A 17,852-nucleotide genomic window follows, 5' to 3' on the forward strand; every position below is an offset into this window, starting at 1 on the left:
TTGCAGCGGAATCATATCATGGCCGCGTCTATGCCACACATCCCGTTGGCGTGAATAAAAAAAGCCCCGCATCCGAAGATACGGGGCCAGTTGCCTTGGGAGGCTCTTGGTTTCTCAGTCCTCGTTGGCGGCAAGCTGCGTTAGCACCTCGCCACGGCCGCGGATGCGCATGATAAGCGGGATGATGAAGGCGGCTGCCGCGACGGCGAAGAGGCCGACGGCGATCAGTGAGGTGAGCAGTACGGTCGGATCACCCTGGCCGATGGCCAGTGCGCGGCGAAGCTGCTGTTCAGCGAGCGGGCCGAGGATCAGGCCGACCACGGCTGGCGCAATCGGATAACCGAAGATGCGCATGACGTAGCCGAGGATGCCGAAGGCGAGCAGCATGCCGAGTTCGAATACCGACGGGTTGGCGCCGATGGTGCCGAGCGTCGCGAACAGCAGAATACCCGCATAAAGCCAGGGCTTCGGAATGGTCAGAAGCTTCACCCACAGACCGACGAGCGGCAGGTTCAGAACCAGCAGCATCAGGTTTGCGATGAACAGGCTGGCGATCAGACCCCAGACGAGCTGCGGATTGGTGGCGAACAGCAGCGGGCCGGGCTGCAGGCCGAACTGCTGGAAACCGGCGAGCATGATGGCGGCGGTCGCCGTCGTCGGCAGGCCGAGCGTCAGGAGCGGCACCAGCGTACCAGCGGCGGAAGCATTGTTGGCGGCCTCAGGTCCGGCAACGCCTTCAATAGCGCCATGGCCGAATTCTTCGGGATATTTGGTCAGCTTCTTTTCAGTGGCGTAGGACAGGAAAGTGCCGATTTCAGCGCCGCCCGCCGGCATGGCGCCGATCGGGAAGCCGATCAGGGTGCCGCGCAGCCAGGCTTTCCAGGAACGCGCCCAGTCCTGAGCACTCATCCAGACCGAACCCTTGACGGCCTCGACCTTGTCGTCGCCAGTCTGGCCCTGCGCGACAATGAACAGCGTTTCGCCGATGGCGAACATGGCGACCGCAAGCGTCGTCACTTCCACACCGTCGAGCAGGTCGGGAATGCCGAAGCTCATGCGCGTCTGGCCGGTCAGCTGGTCGATGCCGACGATGGCGAGCGCAAAGCCGATGAACAGCGAGGTGAGGCCGCGCAATGCCGAATCCCCGAAGGCGGAGGAAACGGTGACGAAGGCGAGCACCATCAGCGCGAAATATTCGCGCGGGCCGAAAACCAGCGCCAGCTTGACGATAAAGGGTGCGACAAAGGCCAGCGCGATGGTGGCGATGAGGCCGGCGACGAAGGAGCCGATGGCGGCGGTGGCAAGGGCCGGGCCGCCTCTGCCCTTGCGGGCCATCTTGTTGCCCTCAAGCGCGGTGACGATCGAGGCGCTTTCGCCCGGCGTATTGAGCAGGATCGAGGTGGTCGACCCGCCATACATGCCGCCATAATAGATGCCGGCGAACATGATGAGCGAACCGGCGGGATCGAGCCGGTAGGTAACGGGCAGAAGCAGCGCCACGGTCAGCGCCGGCCCGATGCCGGGCAGAACGCCGACGGCGGTGCCGAGTGTGACGCCGATCAGCGCATAGAGCAGGTTCATGGGTTGGGCGGCAACCTCAAGACCGTGCAGCAGGAATTCAAAGGTACTCATGGACAGATGTCCCCCAAGTGGACCCGATGGGCGGGCGGAACGGCTGGCGTATGCGTCATCGCGCGCCTGCGGTTTCCTGTGATCTCGAATTTTGGTCGGAATGGCTGTTAGAACAACAGCCGTTCCAGAGGCCCGGCGGGCAGCGAAAGCTGCAGCAGCCGCGCGAAGATGAACCAGATGAAGAAGCTCAGGGCGATGCCGATGGGGATCGAATACCAGAGCTTGCGTTTGCCGAAGGCGCGCGCCGTGAAGGCGAAGAGCAGGCCGGTGGCGATGGAGAAACCGGCAATGTTCAGCAGCAGCATCTGTGCGGCAAGGCCGGCGACGACCCAGATAACCGGGGCGATTTCCTGTTTGTCGCGTTCGGGAAAATCACCGCGCCAGGCCTCGATGGCCGTCCAGAGCGCCAGGCCGACAAGACAGAAGCCGATAGCATAAGGCACCGTCGCTGGGCCGACCGGCGAATAACCGGTGACGCTGGCGAGACGCGCGCTGTCCCAGAAGATCACGCAGGCGATGATGACGAGGAAGATGGCGATCGCCAGCGCCGCCCAGTCAGGGCGGCGCTTTTGATGCTGCGAAGGGTTGGAACCCTGGCTCATTTTACCAGTCCGATGTCTTTGAGGATGGCGGCGGTGGCGTCGGTATCCTTGGCGAGCTGCGCCTTGAATTCGTCACCGGCGAGATAGGTGTCCATCCAGCTCTTGGTCTTCAGGGTTTCCTGCCACTTGGCGGACTTCACCAGCTTTTCGATGTCGGCATTGACGGCCTTTTCCTGTTCCGGCGTCAGGCCGGGAGGAGCGGCGACCATGCGCCAGTTCTGGACGACGACATCAAGGCCGCTTTCCTTCAGCGTCGGCGCATCAACGCCTTCCAGCTTCTCTTCGCTGGAAACCGCGAGCAGGCGCAGCGTGCCGGCCTTCACCTGGCTTTCGAATTCGCCGTAGCTCGAAATACCGGCTGTGACCTGCGAGCCGAGGATCGAGGCAAGCGCTTCGCCGCCGCCGGAATAGGCGATGTAGTTGATCTTGGTCGGGTCGACGCCGGCCGCCTTGGCGATCAGGCCAACGGCGATATGGTCGGTGCCGCCGGCGGAGCCGCCGCCCCAGGAAACGCTGCCCGGGTCCTTCTTGAGCTGATCGACGAGGTCGCCGATGGTCTTCAGCGGCGAGGATGCCGGAACGACGATGGCTTCATATTCACCGGTCAGGCGGGCGATCGGCGTCACTTCCTTGAGGGTGACGGGCGCATTGTTGGTGAGGATGGCGCCGACCATGACGTAACCGCCGACGATGAGGGCGTTCGGGTTGCCCTTCTGCTGGCTGGCGAACTGCGCAAGACCGATGGTGCCGCCGGCGCCCGGTACGTTCTGCACCTGAACGCTCTTGGAAATGCCTTCTTCCTGCAGCACGCTCTGCAGGGAGCGCGCGGTCTGATCCCAGCCGCCGCCGGGATTGGCCGGGGCAATGATGGTGTAATCCGCTGCAGCGGCCGGAAGAGCGATCATGCCCGCCAGAAATGTGCCGATAAGAAAATGTTTCACGTAGAAAACCCTCCTCAGGATGCCCTTTTTGGGCGTCGTTTTTCGTTTATGCGGGGGGCTTTCAGGACGCGTCTGTGCCGGCGCTGAATAGTCAGCGTGGTGCTTGGCAATCGTCCTGGATTTCCTCCCGCATCTTCTTCCGCCTCCACGGAATGAAGAAGGATTGCAGAGCATCACAAAAAGCTGTCATCTAACTGACGCTACGCAAGTCCTTGCGCATTTACTCTCTATTAATTTGTGTCGGGCGTCTACTGTGGCGTGTGGGATGGCCTTGTTTTGCGCCTTTGAAGCTTGGTCCACACCCTCATTCCTGTGCTTGTCACAGGAATCCAGCCGGTGCGTGTCTACGCGGCGAGAAGAGTCCTTTCAGCCCAAGGATTTGGGCTGGCTAGATTCCTGTGACGAGCACAGGAATGAGGGGGAACCTACTGCGACCGCAACGCCTCGTTCCAGCGCTCGATCAGGCGGCTGCGTTTCACCTGGTCCAGATAGACCATCAGGCCGGGGCTGACGGGAACCGGGCGCAATTGCGCGCCGTGGATGGCCTGCATGGTGTTGGCGGTGTTTTCGCCTGCGACTTCCGGGCTGACGGCGGGGATTTGCAATTGCCGGGCCATGATCGTCTGGCCCTCCTTGGACATGAAGAATTCGAGATAACGGCGGCCGAGCGCCGGGTTGGCGGCGGCTTCCGGCACCAGCCCGATGCGCGACATGACCACGGTATAGTCTTTCGGCAGCACGATGCCGACATCGGGGTGGCGCGAGGCCCAGTCTGCGGCGTAGGAGCCTAAAATATTGTAGCCCAGCACGAATCGGCCGTCGGAGACCCGCTCCAGAATGGCCGAAGAGGTGGAATAGACCTTCACGCCCGCCGCACCCATGGCCTTGATGACGCTCCATATATCGCCGAACTGCTCCTGGTCGCGCGACATGAACAGGAAGCCGACGCCCGAGCGCTCGATGTCGTAGGTGGCGATACGGCCATGCACCTCTTTGGCGTGGCGCTCCAGATAATCGACGAATTCCGCGCGGGTGGCGGGCGGTTTTTCGGTGGTGAAGCTCGGCTTGTGATAGACGAAAACCGCAGGCTCGAAAGTCAGCGCGTAGGCGGTGTTGCGCCAATTGGCCCAGGCGGGCCAGCGGGCGCTCATGGCAAGGTCCGAGCGCTGGGCGTAACCGTCATTGCTCAGCTTCACCTGCAGATCCATGGCGGAAGAGAAGGCGAAATCGGCGGTCTTTTTCCCCGCATCGGTTTCTTTCACGATGCGGTCGTAGATTTCGCCGGTCAGCATATCCTCGTAGTGGACGGCGATATCGGGATTGGCCTTCTGGAAACCCTCGATCATCGGCGTCGCCAGCGGCTCATCCAGCGAGGAATAGACCACCAGCGTTTCCGCATCCGCCTTGCCTGATGGGGCGGGAAAAATGGCGACCTGCGCAAGCGCGGGCGAGGCCATGCAAAGACAGAGGCAGAGAAAAAGGCAGATACGCATGGAAAAGATCATGCCGCACGCGCTTGCCATTCACAAGCGGCAAGGGCTTGGTTAAATTCGGCGGATTGCGGGAGGGAAGATTTGCGTATTTTGCTGGTCGAGGACAATCAGGTGCTGTCGGAAGGGCTTTCCGCACTTCTGCGCGGCAGCGGTTATGCGGTGGACGTGGTTTCCGATGGCGCTTCCGCCGATGCGGCGATTGCGGCGGAAAGTTTCGACCTCGTCATTCTCGATCTCAACCTGCCGGAAATGGATGGCATCGAGGTGCTGCGCTCCATGCGTTCGCGCCAGGACAAGGCGGCGGTGCTGATCCTGACGGCGCGCGGCACGCCGGAAGAAAAGGTCAAGGGGCTCGATCTCGGCGCTGACGACTACATGATCAAGCCCTTTGATATTACCGAATTCGAGGCACGGGTGCGGGTGCTGTTGCGCCGTAATGCCGGCCTGCGCTCCTCCGCCCTCAGTTTCGGCAAGGTGCTGTTCGACCTCACGTCGCGCACCTTTTCCGCAGATGGACGTCCGCTCGATATTCCTGCCCGCGAGGTGGCGCTGCTCGAAGTGCTGTTCATGCGGGCGGGCAAGGTTGTCGCCAAGGAAGCGATCGTGCAGTCGCTGACCGGCTTCGACGACGATATTTCCGCCAATGCCATCGAGCAATATGTCAGCCGTCTGCGCAAACGGCTCGCTCCCCACGGGCTGACGGTCAAGACCGCGCGCGGCATCGGCTATTATCTGGAAAAGCTGCCGGAGATGGCTGAATGAGACAGGCCGCCTATTCGCTCAGGCGGCGACTTCTAGGCTGGCTTCTCATCTCCACCGCCATCATCGGCTGCGTTGCGCTCACCGACACATGGCGCGAGGCGGTCAATACCGCCAATGTCGTCTCTGACCGGGTGCTCTCAGGTTCGGCACTTGCCATTGCCGAACGGGTGGTGGTGGCAGAGGACGGCTCGCTGGAAGTGGACATTCCCTATGTTGCGCTGGAAATGCTGACATCGGCCGCGCAGGACCGGGTATTTTACCGCGTCGACGGGCCGAACGGGCAATTCCTCACGGGTTACCAGAACCTGCCGACGGTTGCGAACCCGGCGGGTGATACGCCCGCCTATCGCGATGCCGTTTTCCGCGATGAACCTATCCGCATCGCTGCTATCAGGCGTTTCGCTTCCACCGGCATCAATTCCGTGCCCTTTTCCGTCACGGTTGCCGAAACCACCATTGCCCGCAGCCAGCTGGCGCAGGCGATCATCCTGCGGTCCGCGATACGCCTGCTCCTGATGATCGTGGGGGCGGCGATCATCGTCTGGATCGCGGTGACGATTTCGCTTCGGCCGCTTTACCGGCTCAGCGAAGCCATTGCCGAGCGCAGCCCGAACGACCTGCACCCCATCCGCCAATCCGTGCCGGTTGAGGTGGAAAACCTGGTGGAAACGGTCAATTCCTTCATGGTACGGCTGCAGTCGGCGCTCGATGCGCTCCGGCATTTCACCGGCAATGCCAGCCACCAGCTGCGCACGCCGCTCGCCATCATCAGCACCCAGCTTGCGCTTTCCGCCCGCGCCGCAAGCCTTGAAGAGGCGCAGGCGGCGGCGCTGAAGGGCGGCGCTTCGGTGGCCCATGCCGAACATATCCTCGCCCAGTTGCTGCGCATGGCCAATATCGATGCCGCCGGTTCGAGCGAAAAACATGATTTTTCCGCGATAGACCTGGTGGCCGTCGCGCAGAACGTAACCGCCGATTTCGTGCCGCGCGCGGCCGACGCCGGCATCGATCTCGGTTTCGAAGGCGAGGGCGAAGCGACAATTCTCGCCGAGCCGCTCCTCATCGGCGAACTGATAGGCAATCTCGTTTCCAATGCCATCAATTATGCCGGGCGCGGTGCGGAAGTCACCGTGCGCGTCGGCAGGCAAGCGGGCGCCGTGTGGCTGGAAGTGGAAGATAACGGCCCCGGCATACCCCCGGAAAAACGCGCCATGGTGCGCCAGCGCTTCGCCCGCGGCGAAGCCAGCGCCGCCCCCGGCGCCGGCCTCGGCCTTGCCATCATCGAAGAGATCGCCGGGCTGTTCGGCGGGCGGCTGACGCTGGAGGATGGCGCGGAGGGGCGTGGGCTGAGGGCGCGGGTAGTGTTCGGTGGCGTGGAAAAGGCGCCGTAGCCCGCCGGGTTTATCAGGCGGCCGTGTCCGCAGGCGATTTCGCCACCAGCGAGAGCCTGTAGCCCAGCGCGTCGGCGACCTTGGCAATCGTCGCCAGTTCCGGATTTCCCTCGCCGCTCAGCGCCTTGTACAAGGTCTGGCGGGGAAGGCCGGTTTGTCTCGAAAGGTCAGTCATACCCTTGGCCCGCGCCACGACGCCCAGCGCATGGGCGAGCTCCTGTGCATCGCCGCTCTCTGTGGCGTCGGCGATGTAAGCGGCAAGCGCTTCGTCACTATCAAGGTAGCGGGCGGCATCGTAATCGCGTGTCACAAGTGGCATGGTCTCACTCCTTGAGCGCTCTGGCCAGTTTCTTGGCTCTGGCGATGTCGCGGGGTTGCGATGCCTTGTCGCCGCCACACAGCAATATGATGACGACATCGCCGTGCCGGACAAAATAGACCCGATATCCGGGTCCAAGGTCGATCCTGAGTTCGCTGACGCCTTCGCCAACCGGTTTCACGTCTCCGGGATTGCCGTCCGCCAGCCGGTAAATGCGGCGTGCGATGCGGGCGCGCGCCTGCACATCGCGCAGACCCGCCAGCCAGTCGGCAAACTCGCTTGTTTCCCGGATCGTGAGCATGGCGCAATGTAAACTGTGGTTGTCATTTCGTCAATGACGAAGGTTTCACCCCATCCGCTCCGAAGCGTAGCTGCCGGGGCTTGGCGGGAAGACCACGGTGCGGTTGCCGTTGATGAAGGTGCGGTGATGGATATGGGCGTGGATGGCGCGGGCCAGCACCTGGCTTTCCACGTCGCGGCCAAGCGAGACGTAGTCGTCGGCCGATTGCGCGTGGGTGACGCGCACCGTGTCCTGCTCGATGATCGGGCCTTCGTCGAGATCGGCGGTGACATAATGCGCCGTTGCGCCGATAAGCTTCACGCCGCGCTCATAGGCCTGCTTGTAGGGGTTCGCGCCCTTGAAGCTTGGCAGGAAGGAGTGATGGATGTTGATGATCTTGCCCGACATCTTGCGGCACAGGTCATCGGACAGAACCTGCATGTAACGCGCCAGCACGACGAGTTCCGTGCCGCTCGTTTCGATCAGGTCCATCAGCTGCGCTTCGGCCTTCGGCTTGTTCTCCTTCGTCACCTTGATGTGGTGGAAGGGAATGTCGTGGTTGACCACCACTTTCTGGTAATCGAAATGGTTGGAGACGACGCCGACGATATCGATCGGCAGCGCGCCGATCTTCCAGCGATAGAGGAGGTCATTGAGGCAATGGCCGAAACGCGACACCATCAGCATTGCCTTCATGCGCTGGCCGTCCGGGTAGATCTCCGCCTCCATGCCGAATTTTTTCGCCACTGGCTGAAAGCCTTCGGTGATGGCCTCAAGGGAGGCGCCCTCTTCCGAAATGAAGGAAACGCGCATGAAGAACTTGCCGGTCTCGAGGTCGTCGAACTGCGAACTGTCGACGATGTTGCAGCCCTTTTCCGCCAGATAACCGGAAATCGCGGCGACGATGCCACGGGTCGATTTGCAGGCTACGGTCAGAACATAGGATGTCATTCGTTTTCCCTCAAAGACTTCACGCCGGCATCGGCCGGCACAGTTCGGCGCGTTCCATAGCGCAGCTTGGCGGCGGAGCAAAGCGCCAAGGCGACGTAGCCAAAGTCATAGGGCGGGAAACGGGCGCGCGCCGTGCCGGAAGCGACATGGAATGTTCCATGGCCAGCACGGCGGCGCCGGCATTCTGAGGGGGAGGGCTGCGCCGGTCAGGCGCGGCGCAGACGCATGGCCGGGCGGCCGCGGCCGTCGATCAGTTCCAGCGTGCCGCGACGCGGTTCCAGCCGGAAGGAGCGCGCGCCTTCCAGCGCTTCGATGAACTGCCGCTCCTGGCGCATGATGTCAGGCGCGCAGGCCATCTGGGTGGAGATCATCCGGCCGAAATCGACGCGGTTGCGGCTGATCTTCACCTCGCCGCCGATGCCGTTGCAGCCGGCATTGCCGGAAACGCGGCCCTCGCGGGTAATTTCCAGCGTCGCCTGGCGGCGGCCGCGAACCCGTTCGCCGCGGATCTCCTGCACCAGCCAGCGTCCGTCGAGACCGGCTTCCGGCTCCGGCCTGCCCGGACCCGCGCCGACACGCTCCAGCACGAGATCGGTATCGTCGCGACCGCCGGTCAGGACGGAGTAACGGCGGGTGGTGGTGAAGAGCAGCCGGTCGCGGTCGCGGATTTCGGCGCTCAGCGCATAGGAACGGCGGCCCCTGATGTCGCGGTCGTCATAACGCAGCACGAAAGGCACCGGCACCTGGCCACGCGGGCGGATGGTGGTTTCGGCAATCGTCTGCGACGGCGCATCCGCCAGCGAAACATCGATCAGGCGCACGGTGACGGTCGCGCCCGGCGGCAGGGCGATGCGCTCGCGATAGGAGACGCTGCCACGCAGGCTTGCCGGCGCGGCGACCGCACCACTTGCCGCAAACAGCGGCGCGAGCGCGACAAGCCCGGCGAAACTGCGGCGCGAAAGAAGAGGTTGGCGGTCGGTCATGGTGCTTGCTCCGTGCTGGTTCCGTTCGAATTCAACCGGATGATAAAAAACGGCACTGAACGGGCGATGAACCAACGGGACTGCCCGTCGCTTTCAGGTTTCGTCCGTCACCTCATCGGTGACGACAGAGGGGCCATGCCTGTATTCGAGAAGGTCTCCGGGCTGGCAGTCCAGCGCCTCGCAGATCTTTTCGAGGGTTTCGAAGCGCACGCCTTTCGCCCTGCCGGATTTCAGGATTGAAAGATTCTGTTCGGTAATGCCGATACGGGCCGCGAGCTCCTTTGATCGCATCTTCCGTTTTGCAAGCATGACATCCAGATTGACGATGATCGGCACGGTCGTTTCCTAGATGAATTCGCGGTTTTCATCGGCGATGCGCGTCGCTTCCCCCAGCACCCAGCCAACGACAATCATCAACCCGCCGGCAAAGCCCACAAGCATCTGCGTGCTCTCAAAAGAAAAGGAGATGCTCGGAACGGGATTGCCCATCGTCAGCAGAAAGGAAGCAGAGCCGGTCATGACGATCTGCGCCGGCAGCAATGCGGCAAGCGCGACACCGACCTGGATCAGCCTTTTGCCTGACGTCTGCGTAAAGACCTCGCCCCTTTCGAAAAGCCGGAAAAGAAGGACGGCAAACCAGAGCCCGCCAAGCACGGCCAGGAGCGGCAGAAGCCCGACGATAAAACCGGTGACAAGCACGGCGTCGGTGAGCATGTAAGGCGTGGCAGGCGGCAGGATCTGCCCTTCAATCACCGTCCGCAGGGTTTCCGTATCGGCCCATATGGCGACATAAGCGGCGATGAGGGTGCCTGCAAAAACGAAGGAAAGCCATATCAGGATACGGCTGACCCGGGCGATGCGGCGGCTGATGGATGGGTCGGTCATCAGGTGATCCGGTGGTTTTGTCCTTCAATTCCTGTAAGACGATAAATTTATAACGTCAATCGAGACCGCAGGCCATCTTGCTGGGCTGATGACGCCGTTCATGCCTGCCGGCGGGCGCGCTTTGCATCCCACCGGCACACGAAAAAGGGGGTCAGGGGGCTTCCATGTCGATATTGGCGATCTGGCCGCGCGTGTTGAGAATGAGCGACCAGAGCATCTGGCCCTTTTCGAAGGTGACTTTGAATCTGTGAAGATCACCCGCCTCGGTCGCCTGTCTTCCGAGATATTGCATGGCCGTCACCTTGCCACGGCGTCTGATTTCACCCGAAACCGCGCCCGCATTGGCCCGGACATCGGCGACGATGTCATCTTCGAAGCGCGAGAGGTTGAGGCTGCCGCTGCGTGCTTCCTCAAGAACGATTCTGAGCGTGCGTTCCGCGGAGGCCGGGTCCTGACCGCCCGCTGCCTGCGCCGGGAGTGAGACAAGGCAGGCCTGCAGCACCACGCTCACCACGGCGGCGGTGAATAATTTCTTCATCATCGAGGTTCCTTTTTCAAATGACGGCTGGATCGGCCGACGGCGGCCAATCTCAATCAGGAACATCGATTTTTCAACATTTTTTATCGTAAAACGACAATTATTTATTTTAAGGCAGTTTCATTCCGTCGGTGGATAATCGACCTCGGAAGAGGCTGCCACTTTGCCGTGGCAGCCCTGCGCCTTTTCAACCGCGGAAACCGTCCCGCAGCGCTTCGAACTTCGCAAGCTGTCCGGCCAGCAGTTCCTTGTTCTCGTCACGGCGGACGAAAATCTTGAACATGGCGCCGCCGGCGGCGTTCATGAACCAGACGGAACAGGAGCGGCGACCGTGAAAACCGCGATCGACGAAGGTGATCCCGGCGCAATTGTCCTTCTTGATGTGACCGCCTATGGGGCTGTCCCCATGGATGTTGAACCAGCCATGGCTTTCCGTGCCTTCCGGCAGGTGGCCGGGCACTTCCAGCACGATATCGCCGGTCTGCACGATCATCAGGACTTCTCCCCAGCCGCGCATCTCGTTCCAGATGGCGTCGAATTGGTCGGCGGCAGCGGAAACGGCCGCACCCTCAGGCAGAATCGCCAGAATTTCAGCAGGCGTCACTTCGGCCTTGGCGGCAATGGCCTCCACGATGCCATCGGGCTTTTCGGCAAGGGCTGATGCGGCGCGGGCCCGCCTGTCGTCATCGGTCTTCTGGGCTGCAATGCTCATCGGACGGCCTCAGGCGGCAATCGAACGGCGCTCGCCATTCTTGTCTTCATGGATGATGACGTCGAAGCCTTCGAAATGCGGGCCGGAAAGATATTCCACCTTGCCGCGGTTTTCGCCGGCCTTGGCGTGGGCGGCGCGGAACTGTTCGGATTTCGTCCAGGCAAGGAAGTCGTCCTTGGTGGCCCAGACGGTGTGCGAGGCATAAAGCGTATGGTCGTCCGCCTTCGGGCCTTTCAGCATGTGAAATTCGATATAGCCCGGCAATTCGCTGAGATGCGATTTGCGCTCGCGCCAGATGGATTCGAAGGTGTCTTCATAACCCGGCACGACACGAAAGCGGTTCATTGCGATAAACATGAAAGTCTCCCTTTAAGTTTCCTGTTTCAGTCAGGATATCCGGCCCGGATGGGGTTGGGAAGGGGTTCACGACAAAGCGAACAAATTTACTCCACTTATCGATTGCGCGGTGTATAAACATGTGTAAATAACTCAAGATTAGTGGCGCGGGCAAACCGGCGCCGGGTCGTGTTTCAGGATAACGCCATGTTGAATTCCCGCCTTCGTTCCTTCGTTCTCGCCGCCCTCGTGCCCGCCGCAATCACTTTTGCCGCGCCGGCTGCCATGGCTTCGGACAAGGGTAATCCGGAGGCGAAACGCATCGTCGCGGTGGGCGGTACGGTGACGGAAATCCTTTATGCGTTGGGTGCAGGAGACCGTATCGTGGCCCGCGACAGCACCAGCAGCTATCCGGCCGATGCGCTCGCCAAGCCTGACATCGGTTACATGCGGGCGCTGTCGTCGGAAGGCATCCTGTCGCAGAAGCCGGATCTCATTCTTTCGGAAGACGGTTCCGGCCCGGCCGATGTCATCGCCATCCTGAAGGCAAGTGCTGTGCCTTTCGTCACCGTCGACACGCCGCCGAGCGGCGACGCAATCCCCAAAAAGATCGAGGATGTCGGCGCGGCCGTGGGTCTCTCGGACAAGGCGAAGGCGCTGGCGGCAGAAACCAGAGCCGGGCTCGATGCACTCGCCAAGGATGTCTCCGCCATCCCGGAAAAGGGCAGAAAGCGCGTTCTCTTCGTGCTTTCCGCCGCCGGCGGCCGCATCATGGCGGCGGGCAAGGATACCGAAGCGGCGGCGATCATCGAAATGGCGGGCGGCATAAATGCGGCGCAGGAGATTACGGGTTACAAGCCGCTGACGGACGAGGCGGTCATTGCCGCAGCACCCGACGTGGTCCTGACCATGGCGCGCGGCGACCACGCCGCCAAGGCGGACGAGACTTTCGCGCTTCCCGCCTTCCAGTCCACGCCTGCCGCCGCAAGCAAGGCTCTCATCAGCATGGATGGGCTTTATCTCATCGGTTTCGGCCCGCGCACGCCGGCCGCCGGTCGTGAGCTGGCAAACAAGCTCTATCCTGACGTGGTGAAGCCGTGAGCCTTGCCGTCTTGAGTTCGACCGAGGGCGGCGTTGCCGGCGACAGATCCCGTCAGGGGGTTGTCACCCTTGCCGTCCTCGTCGGCATCCTGCTGTTTGCCTGCGGCGTGTCGCTGGTCAGCGGACCCACGGGCGTCGGCATTTCAGAACTCTTCGCCTATCTTACCGGCGGCGCGGATCAGCTTGATGCGCGCGACAGGATCATTCTCGAGGCCGTGCGCCTGCCGCGCACCGCGCTCGGCATGTTGATCGGTGCGGGACTTGCCGTTTCAGGGGCGATGATGCAGGGCCTGTTCCGCAATCCGCTGGCCGATCCCGGCATTGTCGGAGTCACCTCGGGTGCGGCGCTGTTTGCGGTTGCGGCCATATCTCTTGGGGAAGGCGCGCTTGCTACGGTGGCCGTGTTTTTCGGCCCGAATTTCCTGCCGATCATGGCATTCTTCGGCGGACTGCTGAACACCTGGGTGCTTTACCTGATCGCCACCAAGGACGGCGCGACCTCCACCACCACGCTCATTCTGGCGGGCATTGCGGTCGCGGCAATCAGCGGCGCGCTGACCGGGCTGATGATTTTCGTGGCGGATGACCGGGCGCTGCGCGACATCACCTTCTGGTCGCTCGGCTCGCTCGGCGGGGCCACGCCCGCCAAGGTGCTCGCGACCCTGCCTTTCATCATCGTCGTTCTCGCCATCATTCCCTTCGTTGCCCGCGGGCTCGATGCGCTGATCCTCGGGGATGCGGCCGCCTTTCACATGGGCATTCCGGTGCAGCGGCTGAAACGGATCGTCATTCTGGCCGTTGCCGCCGCCTGCGGGGCAAGCGTGGCGGCCGCCGGTTCCATCGGTTTCGTCGGCATCGTCGTGCCGCATCTGCTTCGCCTCGCCATTGGCCCGTCGCATCGTTTCCTGCTGCCGGCGTCGGCACTTGGCGGGGCCGCGCTTTTGCTGCTGGCCGACAGTTTCGCCCGCACGGTGGCTGCGCCTGCGGAGCTGCCGATCGGCGTCGTCACGGCGCTTATCGGTGCGCCGGTCTTCCTGTTCCTGCTCTTGGGACGCGGCGGCTTTTCCATGCGGAACATGTCATGATCCGGGCCGAAAACCTCACCCTCATCCGCTCCGGCCGCCGGCTGCTCGATACGGTCAGCGTTGATCTGAAGCCCGGCAAGGTCAATGTCATCATCGGCCCCAACGGCGCCGGCAAATCCACGCTGATGAAGGTTCTCTCGGGCGAGATGCGCGCCGAGAGCGGTTCGGTAACCTATAACGAGGTCGACCTGCCGGCCTTCACGCCGGTCCAGCTTGCCCGTATCAGGGCCGTGCTGCCGCAGAGCACCCAGCTGGCGTTTCCTTTCACGGCGCTCGAAATCGTGCGCATGGGAGCGGTGGCGCAGGGGTCTCCTACGCCGGAAGAACAGGCACGCCGGGCGCTTGCCAAGGCCGGGCTGCGCGGTTTTGAGCAGCGCTCCTACAACATGCTCTCAGGCGGCGAGCAGCAGCGGGTGCAGTTTGCCCGGGCGCTGGCGCAGGTGCCTTTTCCGCTGGAAAATGGTGAGGCGCGGGCGCTCTTTCTCGACGAGCCGACGGCCAGCCTCGATATCGGGCACCAGATCGCCGTGCTGGAAACGGCGCGCGACTTTGCAAGCGGCGGCGGGTTGGTGCTCGCCATCCTGCACGATCTCAATCTTGCGGCGGAATTTGCCGATCAACTTATCGTCATGCATGGCGGCCGGGTGACGGCGAGCGGTCCTTCGCTGGAAACGATCAGCGACGAGACCATCGCCAGGGTCTATGGCATTGGCGGCGTCGTCGGCCGGCTGCCGGCGCGGCATATTCCTTACGTGCTGCCGCAGTCGCGGCACCGTTAAGGACCTGTCCTTCGCCTCAGCTTTCCGGGCGGGTGGCGATGAAGAGCGCAGAGCCAAGCATGACGGCGGCGACGATGGCTGCCCGCAGCGGCGGCGGCTCGCTCAGGAACCAGAAAGCGGCATAGCTGACGGACATGGCCGAAAGCGCCGCGATCTTGGCGTTGCGGGCGATTGCGCCGCGTTCGCGCCACCGGCGCAGGGAAGGGCCGAATCTGGGGTGGGCCAGCAGCCACGCCTCGAGTTTTGGCGAAGAACGCGAAAAACACCAGAGCGCCAGAAGCAGGAACGGCGTGGTGGGCAAAACGGGAAGAAACGCGCCGACAATGCCGGTCGCGACCATCAGCCAGCCAAGACAGAGGTATAAGAGGCGCATGCCTAGCCGGTATCATGAGTTCATCACTCAGGATAGAGCGGCGGGCCCAAAACCATGCGGCCCCGTTGCCGCAGGTCCCGGCCGCACCTGAAAAACCAGGGGTTTTTGCCATCACATTTGCCGTGATCTGGCCGCTACGTCCTGTCGCAGAGCGCCTTTAGGGTTGAAAGCGCGGCGCTCAGTCTTTATCCCCTTGGGCCGCGATGCCCGGAGCATAACCGGGCCGTCAACAGGAAGAAGAAGGAAAACACCATGGCCAAGCTGATCCACTCGATGGTCCGGGTGCTGGACGAAAAGCGTTCGGTGGAATTTTACAAACAGGCTTTCGGCCTTGAAATTGCGGAACGCGCCGAGTTCGAGAATTTCACGCTGATCTATCTCAGCAATGCCGAGGGCGATTTCGAGCTGGAACTGACCGTCAACCGTGGCCGCGAAGTGCCCTATGCGCTGGGCGACGGCTACGGCCACCTTGCCGTCAGCGTTGCCGATGTGGACGCTGAACACCAGCGCTTCATCGAGGTGGGCCTTTCTCCCGGCAAGATCATCGAGGCCGATTATAAGGGCCAGCCTTTCGCAAAATACTTTTTCATCTGCGATCCCGATGGTTACAAGATCGAAGTGCTGCAGCGCGGCAACCGGTTCAAATAAGCTCTGATGGAGGCGGGCATGGCAGAGGCAGGCGTCAAACTCGAAGACAGCTGGAAGCGCGTTCTCTCCGGCGAATTCGCCAGCCCCTACATGCTCAGGCTGAAAGAGTTCCTGCTTGCCGAAAAGACCGCCGGCAAGCGCATCTTCCCGAAGGGCGCGGAATATTTCCGCGCTCTCGATCTCACGCCTCTCGATGAGGTGAAGGTCGTCATTTTAGGTCAGGATCCCTATCACGGGCTTGGCCAGGCGCATGGGCTGTGCTTTTCCGTCCAGCCCGGCGTGCGCATTCCGCCTTCGCTCGTCAATATCTACAAGGAATTGCAGGCCGATCTCGGTATCCGCCCGGTCGGTCACGGCTTTCTGGAAAGCTGGGCGAAACAGGGCGTGCTTCTGCTCAACAGCGTGCTGACGGTGGAAGAGTCCCGCGCCGCCTCGCATCAGGGGCAGGGCTGGGAAAAATTCACCGACGCCGTCATCCGCGCCGTCAACGATGAATGCGACCATGTCGTCTTTCTGCTCTGGGGCTCCTATGCCCAGAAGAAGGCCGCCTTCGTGGACCAGCGCAAGCACCTCGTGCTGCGCTCGCCGCACCCGTCCCCGCTTTCGGCCCATAACGGCTTTTTCGGCAATGGCCATTTTTCCAAGGCAAACGCCTTTCTCGTCTCCCATGGCCGCCAGCCGATCGACTGGCAATTGCCGGAAACGGCGGGCGGCGACAAAAACCTTCTCTAGACACTCATAAAATGTCTTTACGCTTTGCGGTTGTCGGGATTAAAGATAACCGGACTACAAAGTGAAGGATTATGCCCGTGTCTCTCCTGTCTGCCGAAACCTCCGTCTCGCTGTCCGATCCGCTGTCGATCGTTGATGCTTTCGAGGATCATTTTTCCGAGCATATGGAGATGGAACGCGAAGGTGCGACGGTGCGGTTCAAGACCGAATATGGCCATGGCAGCTTCAGCGCCGAAGGCGGCCGTTTTGCCGCTAGGGTCAGCTGCATTTCCGAACATATATTGATGTCTGTAAAGGCGATGGTGGCCGAGCATATCGTCGAATTCACCGGTGAAACGGGGCTGGATTTCCGCTGGAGCGGCCATGGCGCAGAGCAGCGTGAACTGCCCAATCTTTTCGTCGGCAAGGTCGCCCGCGCCTATAATCTGACACCGCATATGCGCCGGCTGGTGGTATCGGTCGAAAGCGGCATCGAAAGGCTGCTGACCGGGGGCATGCATGTGCGCCTGCTTCTGGTGCCGGATCAGGCCCGTGCGCCGGTCTGGCCCTATCTTGCGCCCACCGGGGCGATTGTCTGGCCGGCGGGCGATGATCTTCTGACACGGCGCGTCTACACCATCCGTTCCGGCGATATTGCGCGCGGTGAAGTCGATATCGACTTCGTCATGCATGAGGGCGACCACATGCCGGGCGCAACCTTCGGCGCAACGGCGAAACCCGGTAATGTTCTTGGCATCATCGGCCCGAGCGGTGTTTGCCCGGACGCTGAGCGTTATGTCTTTGCGGGTGACGAGACGGCGCTGCCGGTGATGCTGCGCATGGCGGCCGAAATGCCGGCCGGGAAAAAGCTGAGCGTCTATGCCGAAATCGATGACGAAGCCGAGCGGCAGGAAATCGTCTGCGCGGCAAATGTCGAGTGGACATGGCTTTATCGCCGCGGCAAGCCCTCTGGCACCGCCGGCCTCATTGAAAAAGCGCTGCGCGACCATGCCTGGAGCGCGGATCATGACGGCCTGCACGTCTTTGTCGCCTGCGAAAAATCCGAGGCGAGGGCGGCAAAATCCTTCCTCACCGACGAGATTTCTTTCCCGAAAGCGTCGCTGCGCGCCGTCGGCTACTGGAGCCTGGGCGTTGCCGACGATCATTGAGTTGCCCTATCGGGCTCGTTGAACAGTCGGTTCTATCGTTCACCATTCGGGAACAATCCGTTCCCGTTGTCCACTCTATGCCTGAGAGGGCTGTTGCCCCATCTTTACGCCATGAACAGGGCAGGCCCAACCATGAGGCCCGCCAGGCAAGAAGGGGTTTA

The 17,852-nt window shown here is 62.0% G+C and carries 22 protein-coding genes; 8 read left to right on the forward strand and 14 right to left on the reverse strand.

Annotated elements, in window-relative coordinates; genetic code table 11:
- Positions 1-114: 114 nt before the first annotated feature.
- The 4 genes from CFB10_RS15600 to CFB10_RS15620 all read right to left on the reverse strand — a co-directional run bounded on the left by CFB10_RS15600 (position 115) and on the right by CFB10_RS15620 (position 4,698).
- On the reverse strand, positions 115-1,632 hold the full coding sequence (locus tag CFB10_RS15600; RefSeq protein ID WP_020011661.1) for a tripartite tricarboxylate transporter permease: 1,518 nt from the start codon (positions 1,630-1,632) through the stop codon (positions 115-117).
- Between the two features lie 107 nt (positions 1,633-1,739).
- Positions 1,740-2,234 (reverse strand): tripartite tricarboxylate transporter TctB family protein, encoded by a 495-nt coding sequence (locus CFB10_RS15605; protein WP_020011660.1) that lies wholly within the window; start codon positions 2,232-2,234, stop codon positions 1,740-1,742.
- Positions 2,231-3,139 (reverse strand): tripartite tricarboxylate transporter substrate binding protein, encoded by a 909-nt coding sequence (locus CFB10_RS15610; RefSeq protein WP_153463847.1) that lies wholly within the window; start codon positions 3,137-3,139, stop codon positions 2,231-2,233. The genes CFB10_RS15605 and CFB10_RS15610 overlap by 4 nt, the downstream gene beginning before the upstream one ends.
- Before the next feature lie 461 nt (positions 3,140-3,600).
- Positions 3,601-4,698: an extracellular solute-binding protein gene (locus CFB10_RS15620; protein ID WP_020011658.1), complete on the reverse strand. Its 1,098-nt coding sequence runs from the start codon at positions 4,696-4,698 to the stop codon at positions 3,601-3,603.
- A 51-nt stretch (positions 4,699-4,749) separates the two neighbouring features.
- Here CFB10_RS15620 and CFB10_RS15625 point away from each other — a divergent pair, with 51 nt between their 5' ends.
- Positions 4,750-5,430: a response regulator transcription factor gene (locus tag CFB10_RS15625; RefSeq protein ID WP_010972345.1), complete on the forward strand. Its 681-nt coding sequence runs from the start codon at positions 4,750-4,752 to the stop codon at positions 5,428-5,430.
- Complete coding sequence (locus CFB10_RS15630; protein ID WP_020011656.1) at positions 5,427-6,821, forward strand: sensor histidine kinase; 1,395 nt, start codon at positions 5,427-5,429, stop codon at positions 6,819-6,821. The genes CFB10_RS15625 and CFB10_RS15630 overlap by 4 nt, the downstream gene beginning before the upstream one ends.
- A gap of 13 nt (positions 6,822-6,834) precedes the next feature.
- Here CFB10_RS15630 and CFB10_RS15635 read toward each other — a convergent pair whose 3' ends face one another.
- The 9 genes from CFB10_RS15635 to CFB10_RS15680 all read right to left on the reverse strand — a co-directional run bounded on the left by CFB10_RS15635 (position 6,835) and on the right by CFB10_RS15680 (position 11,846).
- On the reverse strand, positions 6,835-7,140 hold the full coding sequence (locus CFB10_RS15635; protein WP_026363923.1) for an addiction module antidote protein: 306 nt from the start codon (positions 7,138-7,140) through the stop codon (positions 6,835-6,837).
- Positions 7,141-7,144: 4 nt separating this feature from the next.
- Positions 7,145-7,441 (reverse strand): type II toxin-antitoxin system RelE/ParE family toxin, encoded by a 297-nt coding sequence (locus CFB10_RS15640; RefSeq protein ID WP_020011654.1) that lies wholly within the window; start codon positions 7,439-7,441, stop codon positions 7,145-7,147.
- 45 nt (positions 7,442-7,486) lie between these two features.
- Complete coding sequence (purU, locus tag CFB10_RS15645; protein WP_020011653.1) at positions 7,487-8,371, reverse strand: formyltetrahydrofolate deformylase; 885 nt, start codon at positions 8,369-8,371, stop codon at positions 7,487-7,489.
- A 206-nt stretch (positions 8,372-8,577) separates the two neighbouring features.
- Positions 8,578-9,354: a YbaY family lipoprotein gene (locus tag CFB10_RS15655; protein ID WP_020011651.1), complete on the reverse strand. Its 777-nt coding sequence runs from the start codon at positions 9,352-9,354 to the stop codon at positions 8,578-8,580.
- Positions 9,355-9,447: 93 nt separating this feature from the next.
- A complete protein-coding gene (locus CFB10_RS15660) occupies positions 9,448-9,690 on the reverse strand; it encodes a helix-turn-helix transcriptional regulator (RefSeq protein WP_020011650.1) in 243 nt (80 codons plus the stop codon).
- A gap of 9 nt (positions 9,691-9,699) precedes the next feature.
- Entirely contained in the window at positions 9,700-10,239 is a 540-nt protein-coding gene (locus CFB10_RS15665; RefSeq protein WP_020011649.1) for a DUF2975 domain-containing protein, read from the reverse strand.
- Between the two features lie 151 nt (positions 10,240-10,390).
- On the reverse strand, positions 10,391-10,780 hold the full coding sequence (locus CFB10_RS15670; protein ID WP_244559874.1) for a hypothetical protein: 390 nt from the start codon (positions 10,778-10,780) through the stop codon (positions 10,391-10,393).
- A 184-nt stretch (positions 10,781-10,964) separates the two neighbouring features.
- Positions 10,965-11,489, reverse strand: a complete 525-nt coding sequence (hutX, locus tag CFB10_RS15675; RefSeq protein ID WP_020011647.1) for a heme utilization cystosolic carrier protein HutX — start codon at positions 11,487-11,489, stop codon at positions 10,965-10,967.
- A gap of 9 nt (positions 11,490-11,498) precedes the next feature.
- Complete coding sequence (locus CFB10_RS15680) at positions 11,499-11,846, reverse strand: antibiotic biosynthesis monooxygenase (protein WP_004429958.1); 348 nt, start codon at positions 11,844-11,846, stop codon at positions 11,499-11,501.
- A 186-nt stretch (positions 11,847-12,032) separates the two neighbouring features.
- Between CFB10_RS15680 and CFB10_RS15685 the strand changes: the two genes are divergently transcribed.
- Genes CFB10_RS15685 through CFB10_RS15695 form a run of 3 tightly spaced genes read left to right on the forward strand, consistent with a single transcriptional unit; the run spans position 12,033 to position 14,790 of the window.
- Entirely contained in the window at positions 12,033-12,926 is an 894-nt protein-coding gene (locus CFB10_RS15685) for a hemin ABC transporter substrate-binding protein (RefSeq protein WP_026363922.1), read from the forward strand.
- Positions 12,923-14,011, forward strand: a complete 1,089-nt coding sequence (locus CFB10_RS15690; RefSeq protein ID WP_020011645.1) for an iron ABC transporter permease — start codon at positions 12,923-12,925, stop codon at positions 14,009-14,011. The genes CFB10_RS15685 and CFB10_RS15690 overlap by 4 nt, the downstream gene beginning before the upstream one ends.
- Positions 14,008-14,790, forward strand: coding sequence for a heme ABC transporter ATP-binding protein (locus CFB10_RS15695; protein ID WP_020011644.1), 783 nt, complete (start codon positions 14,008-14,010; stop codon positions 14,788-14,790). Before CFB10_RS15690 ends, CFB10_RS15695 begins: the two co-directional genes overlap by 4 nt.
- A gap of 16 nt (positions 14,791-14,806) precedes the next feature.
- On the opposite strand, the gene CFB10_RS15700 is transcribed toward CFB10_RS15695, so the two are convergent.
- On the reverse strand, positions 14,807-15,163 hold the full coding sequence (locus CFB10_RS15700; protein ID WP_026363921.1) for a YbaN family protein: 357 nt from the start codon (positions 15,161-15,163) through the stop codon (positions 14,807-14,809).
- A 252-nt stretch (positions 15,164-15,415) separates the two neighbouring features.
- Between CFB10_RS15700 and CFB10_RS15705 the strand changes: the two genes are divergently transcribed.
- The 3 genes from CFB10_RS15705 (at position 15,416) to CFB10_RS15715 (ending at position 17,691) form a co-directional block, all read left to right on the forward strand.
- A complete protein-coding gene (locus CFB10_RS15705) occupies positions 15,416-15,811 on the forward strand; it encodes a VOC family protein (protein ID WP_004429967.1) in 396 nt (131 codons plus the stop codon).
- A gap of 18 nt (positions 15,812-15,829) precedes the next feature.
- Positions 15,830-16,543 (forward strand): uracil-DNA glycosylase, encoded by a 714-nt coding sequence (ung, locus tag CFB10_RS15710; RefSeq protein ID WP_026363920.1) that lies wholly within the window; start codon positions 15,830-15,832, stop codon positions 16,541-16,543.
- A 71-nt stretch (positions 16,544-16,614) separates the two neighbouring features.
- Positions 16,615-17,691, forward strand: coding sequence for a DUF2218 domain-containing protein (locus tag CFB10_RS15715; RefSeq protein WP_020011640.1), 1,077 nt, complete (start codon positions 16,615-16,617; stop codon positions 17,689-17,691).
- Positions 17,692-17,852 lie beyond the last annotated feature (161 nt).

Source organism: Agrobacterium sp. 719_389 (genome assembly GCF_900188475.1).
Lineage (GTDB): Bacteria > Pseudomonadota > Alphaproteobacteria > Rhizobiales > Rhizobiaceae > Agrobacterium > Agrobacterium radiobacter.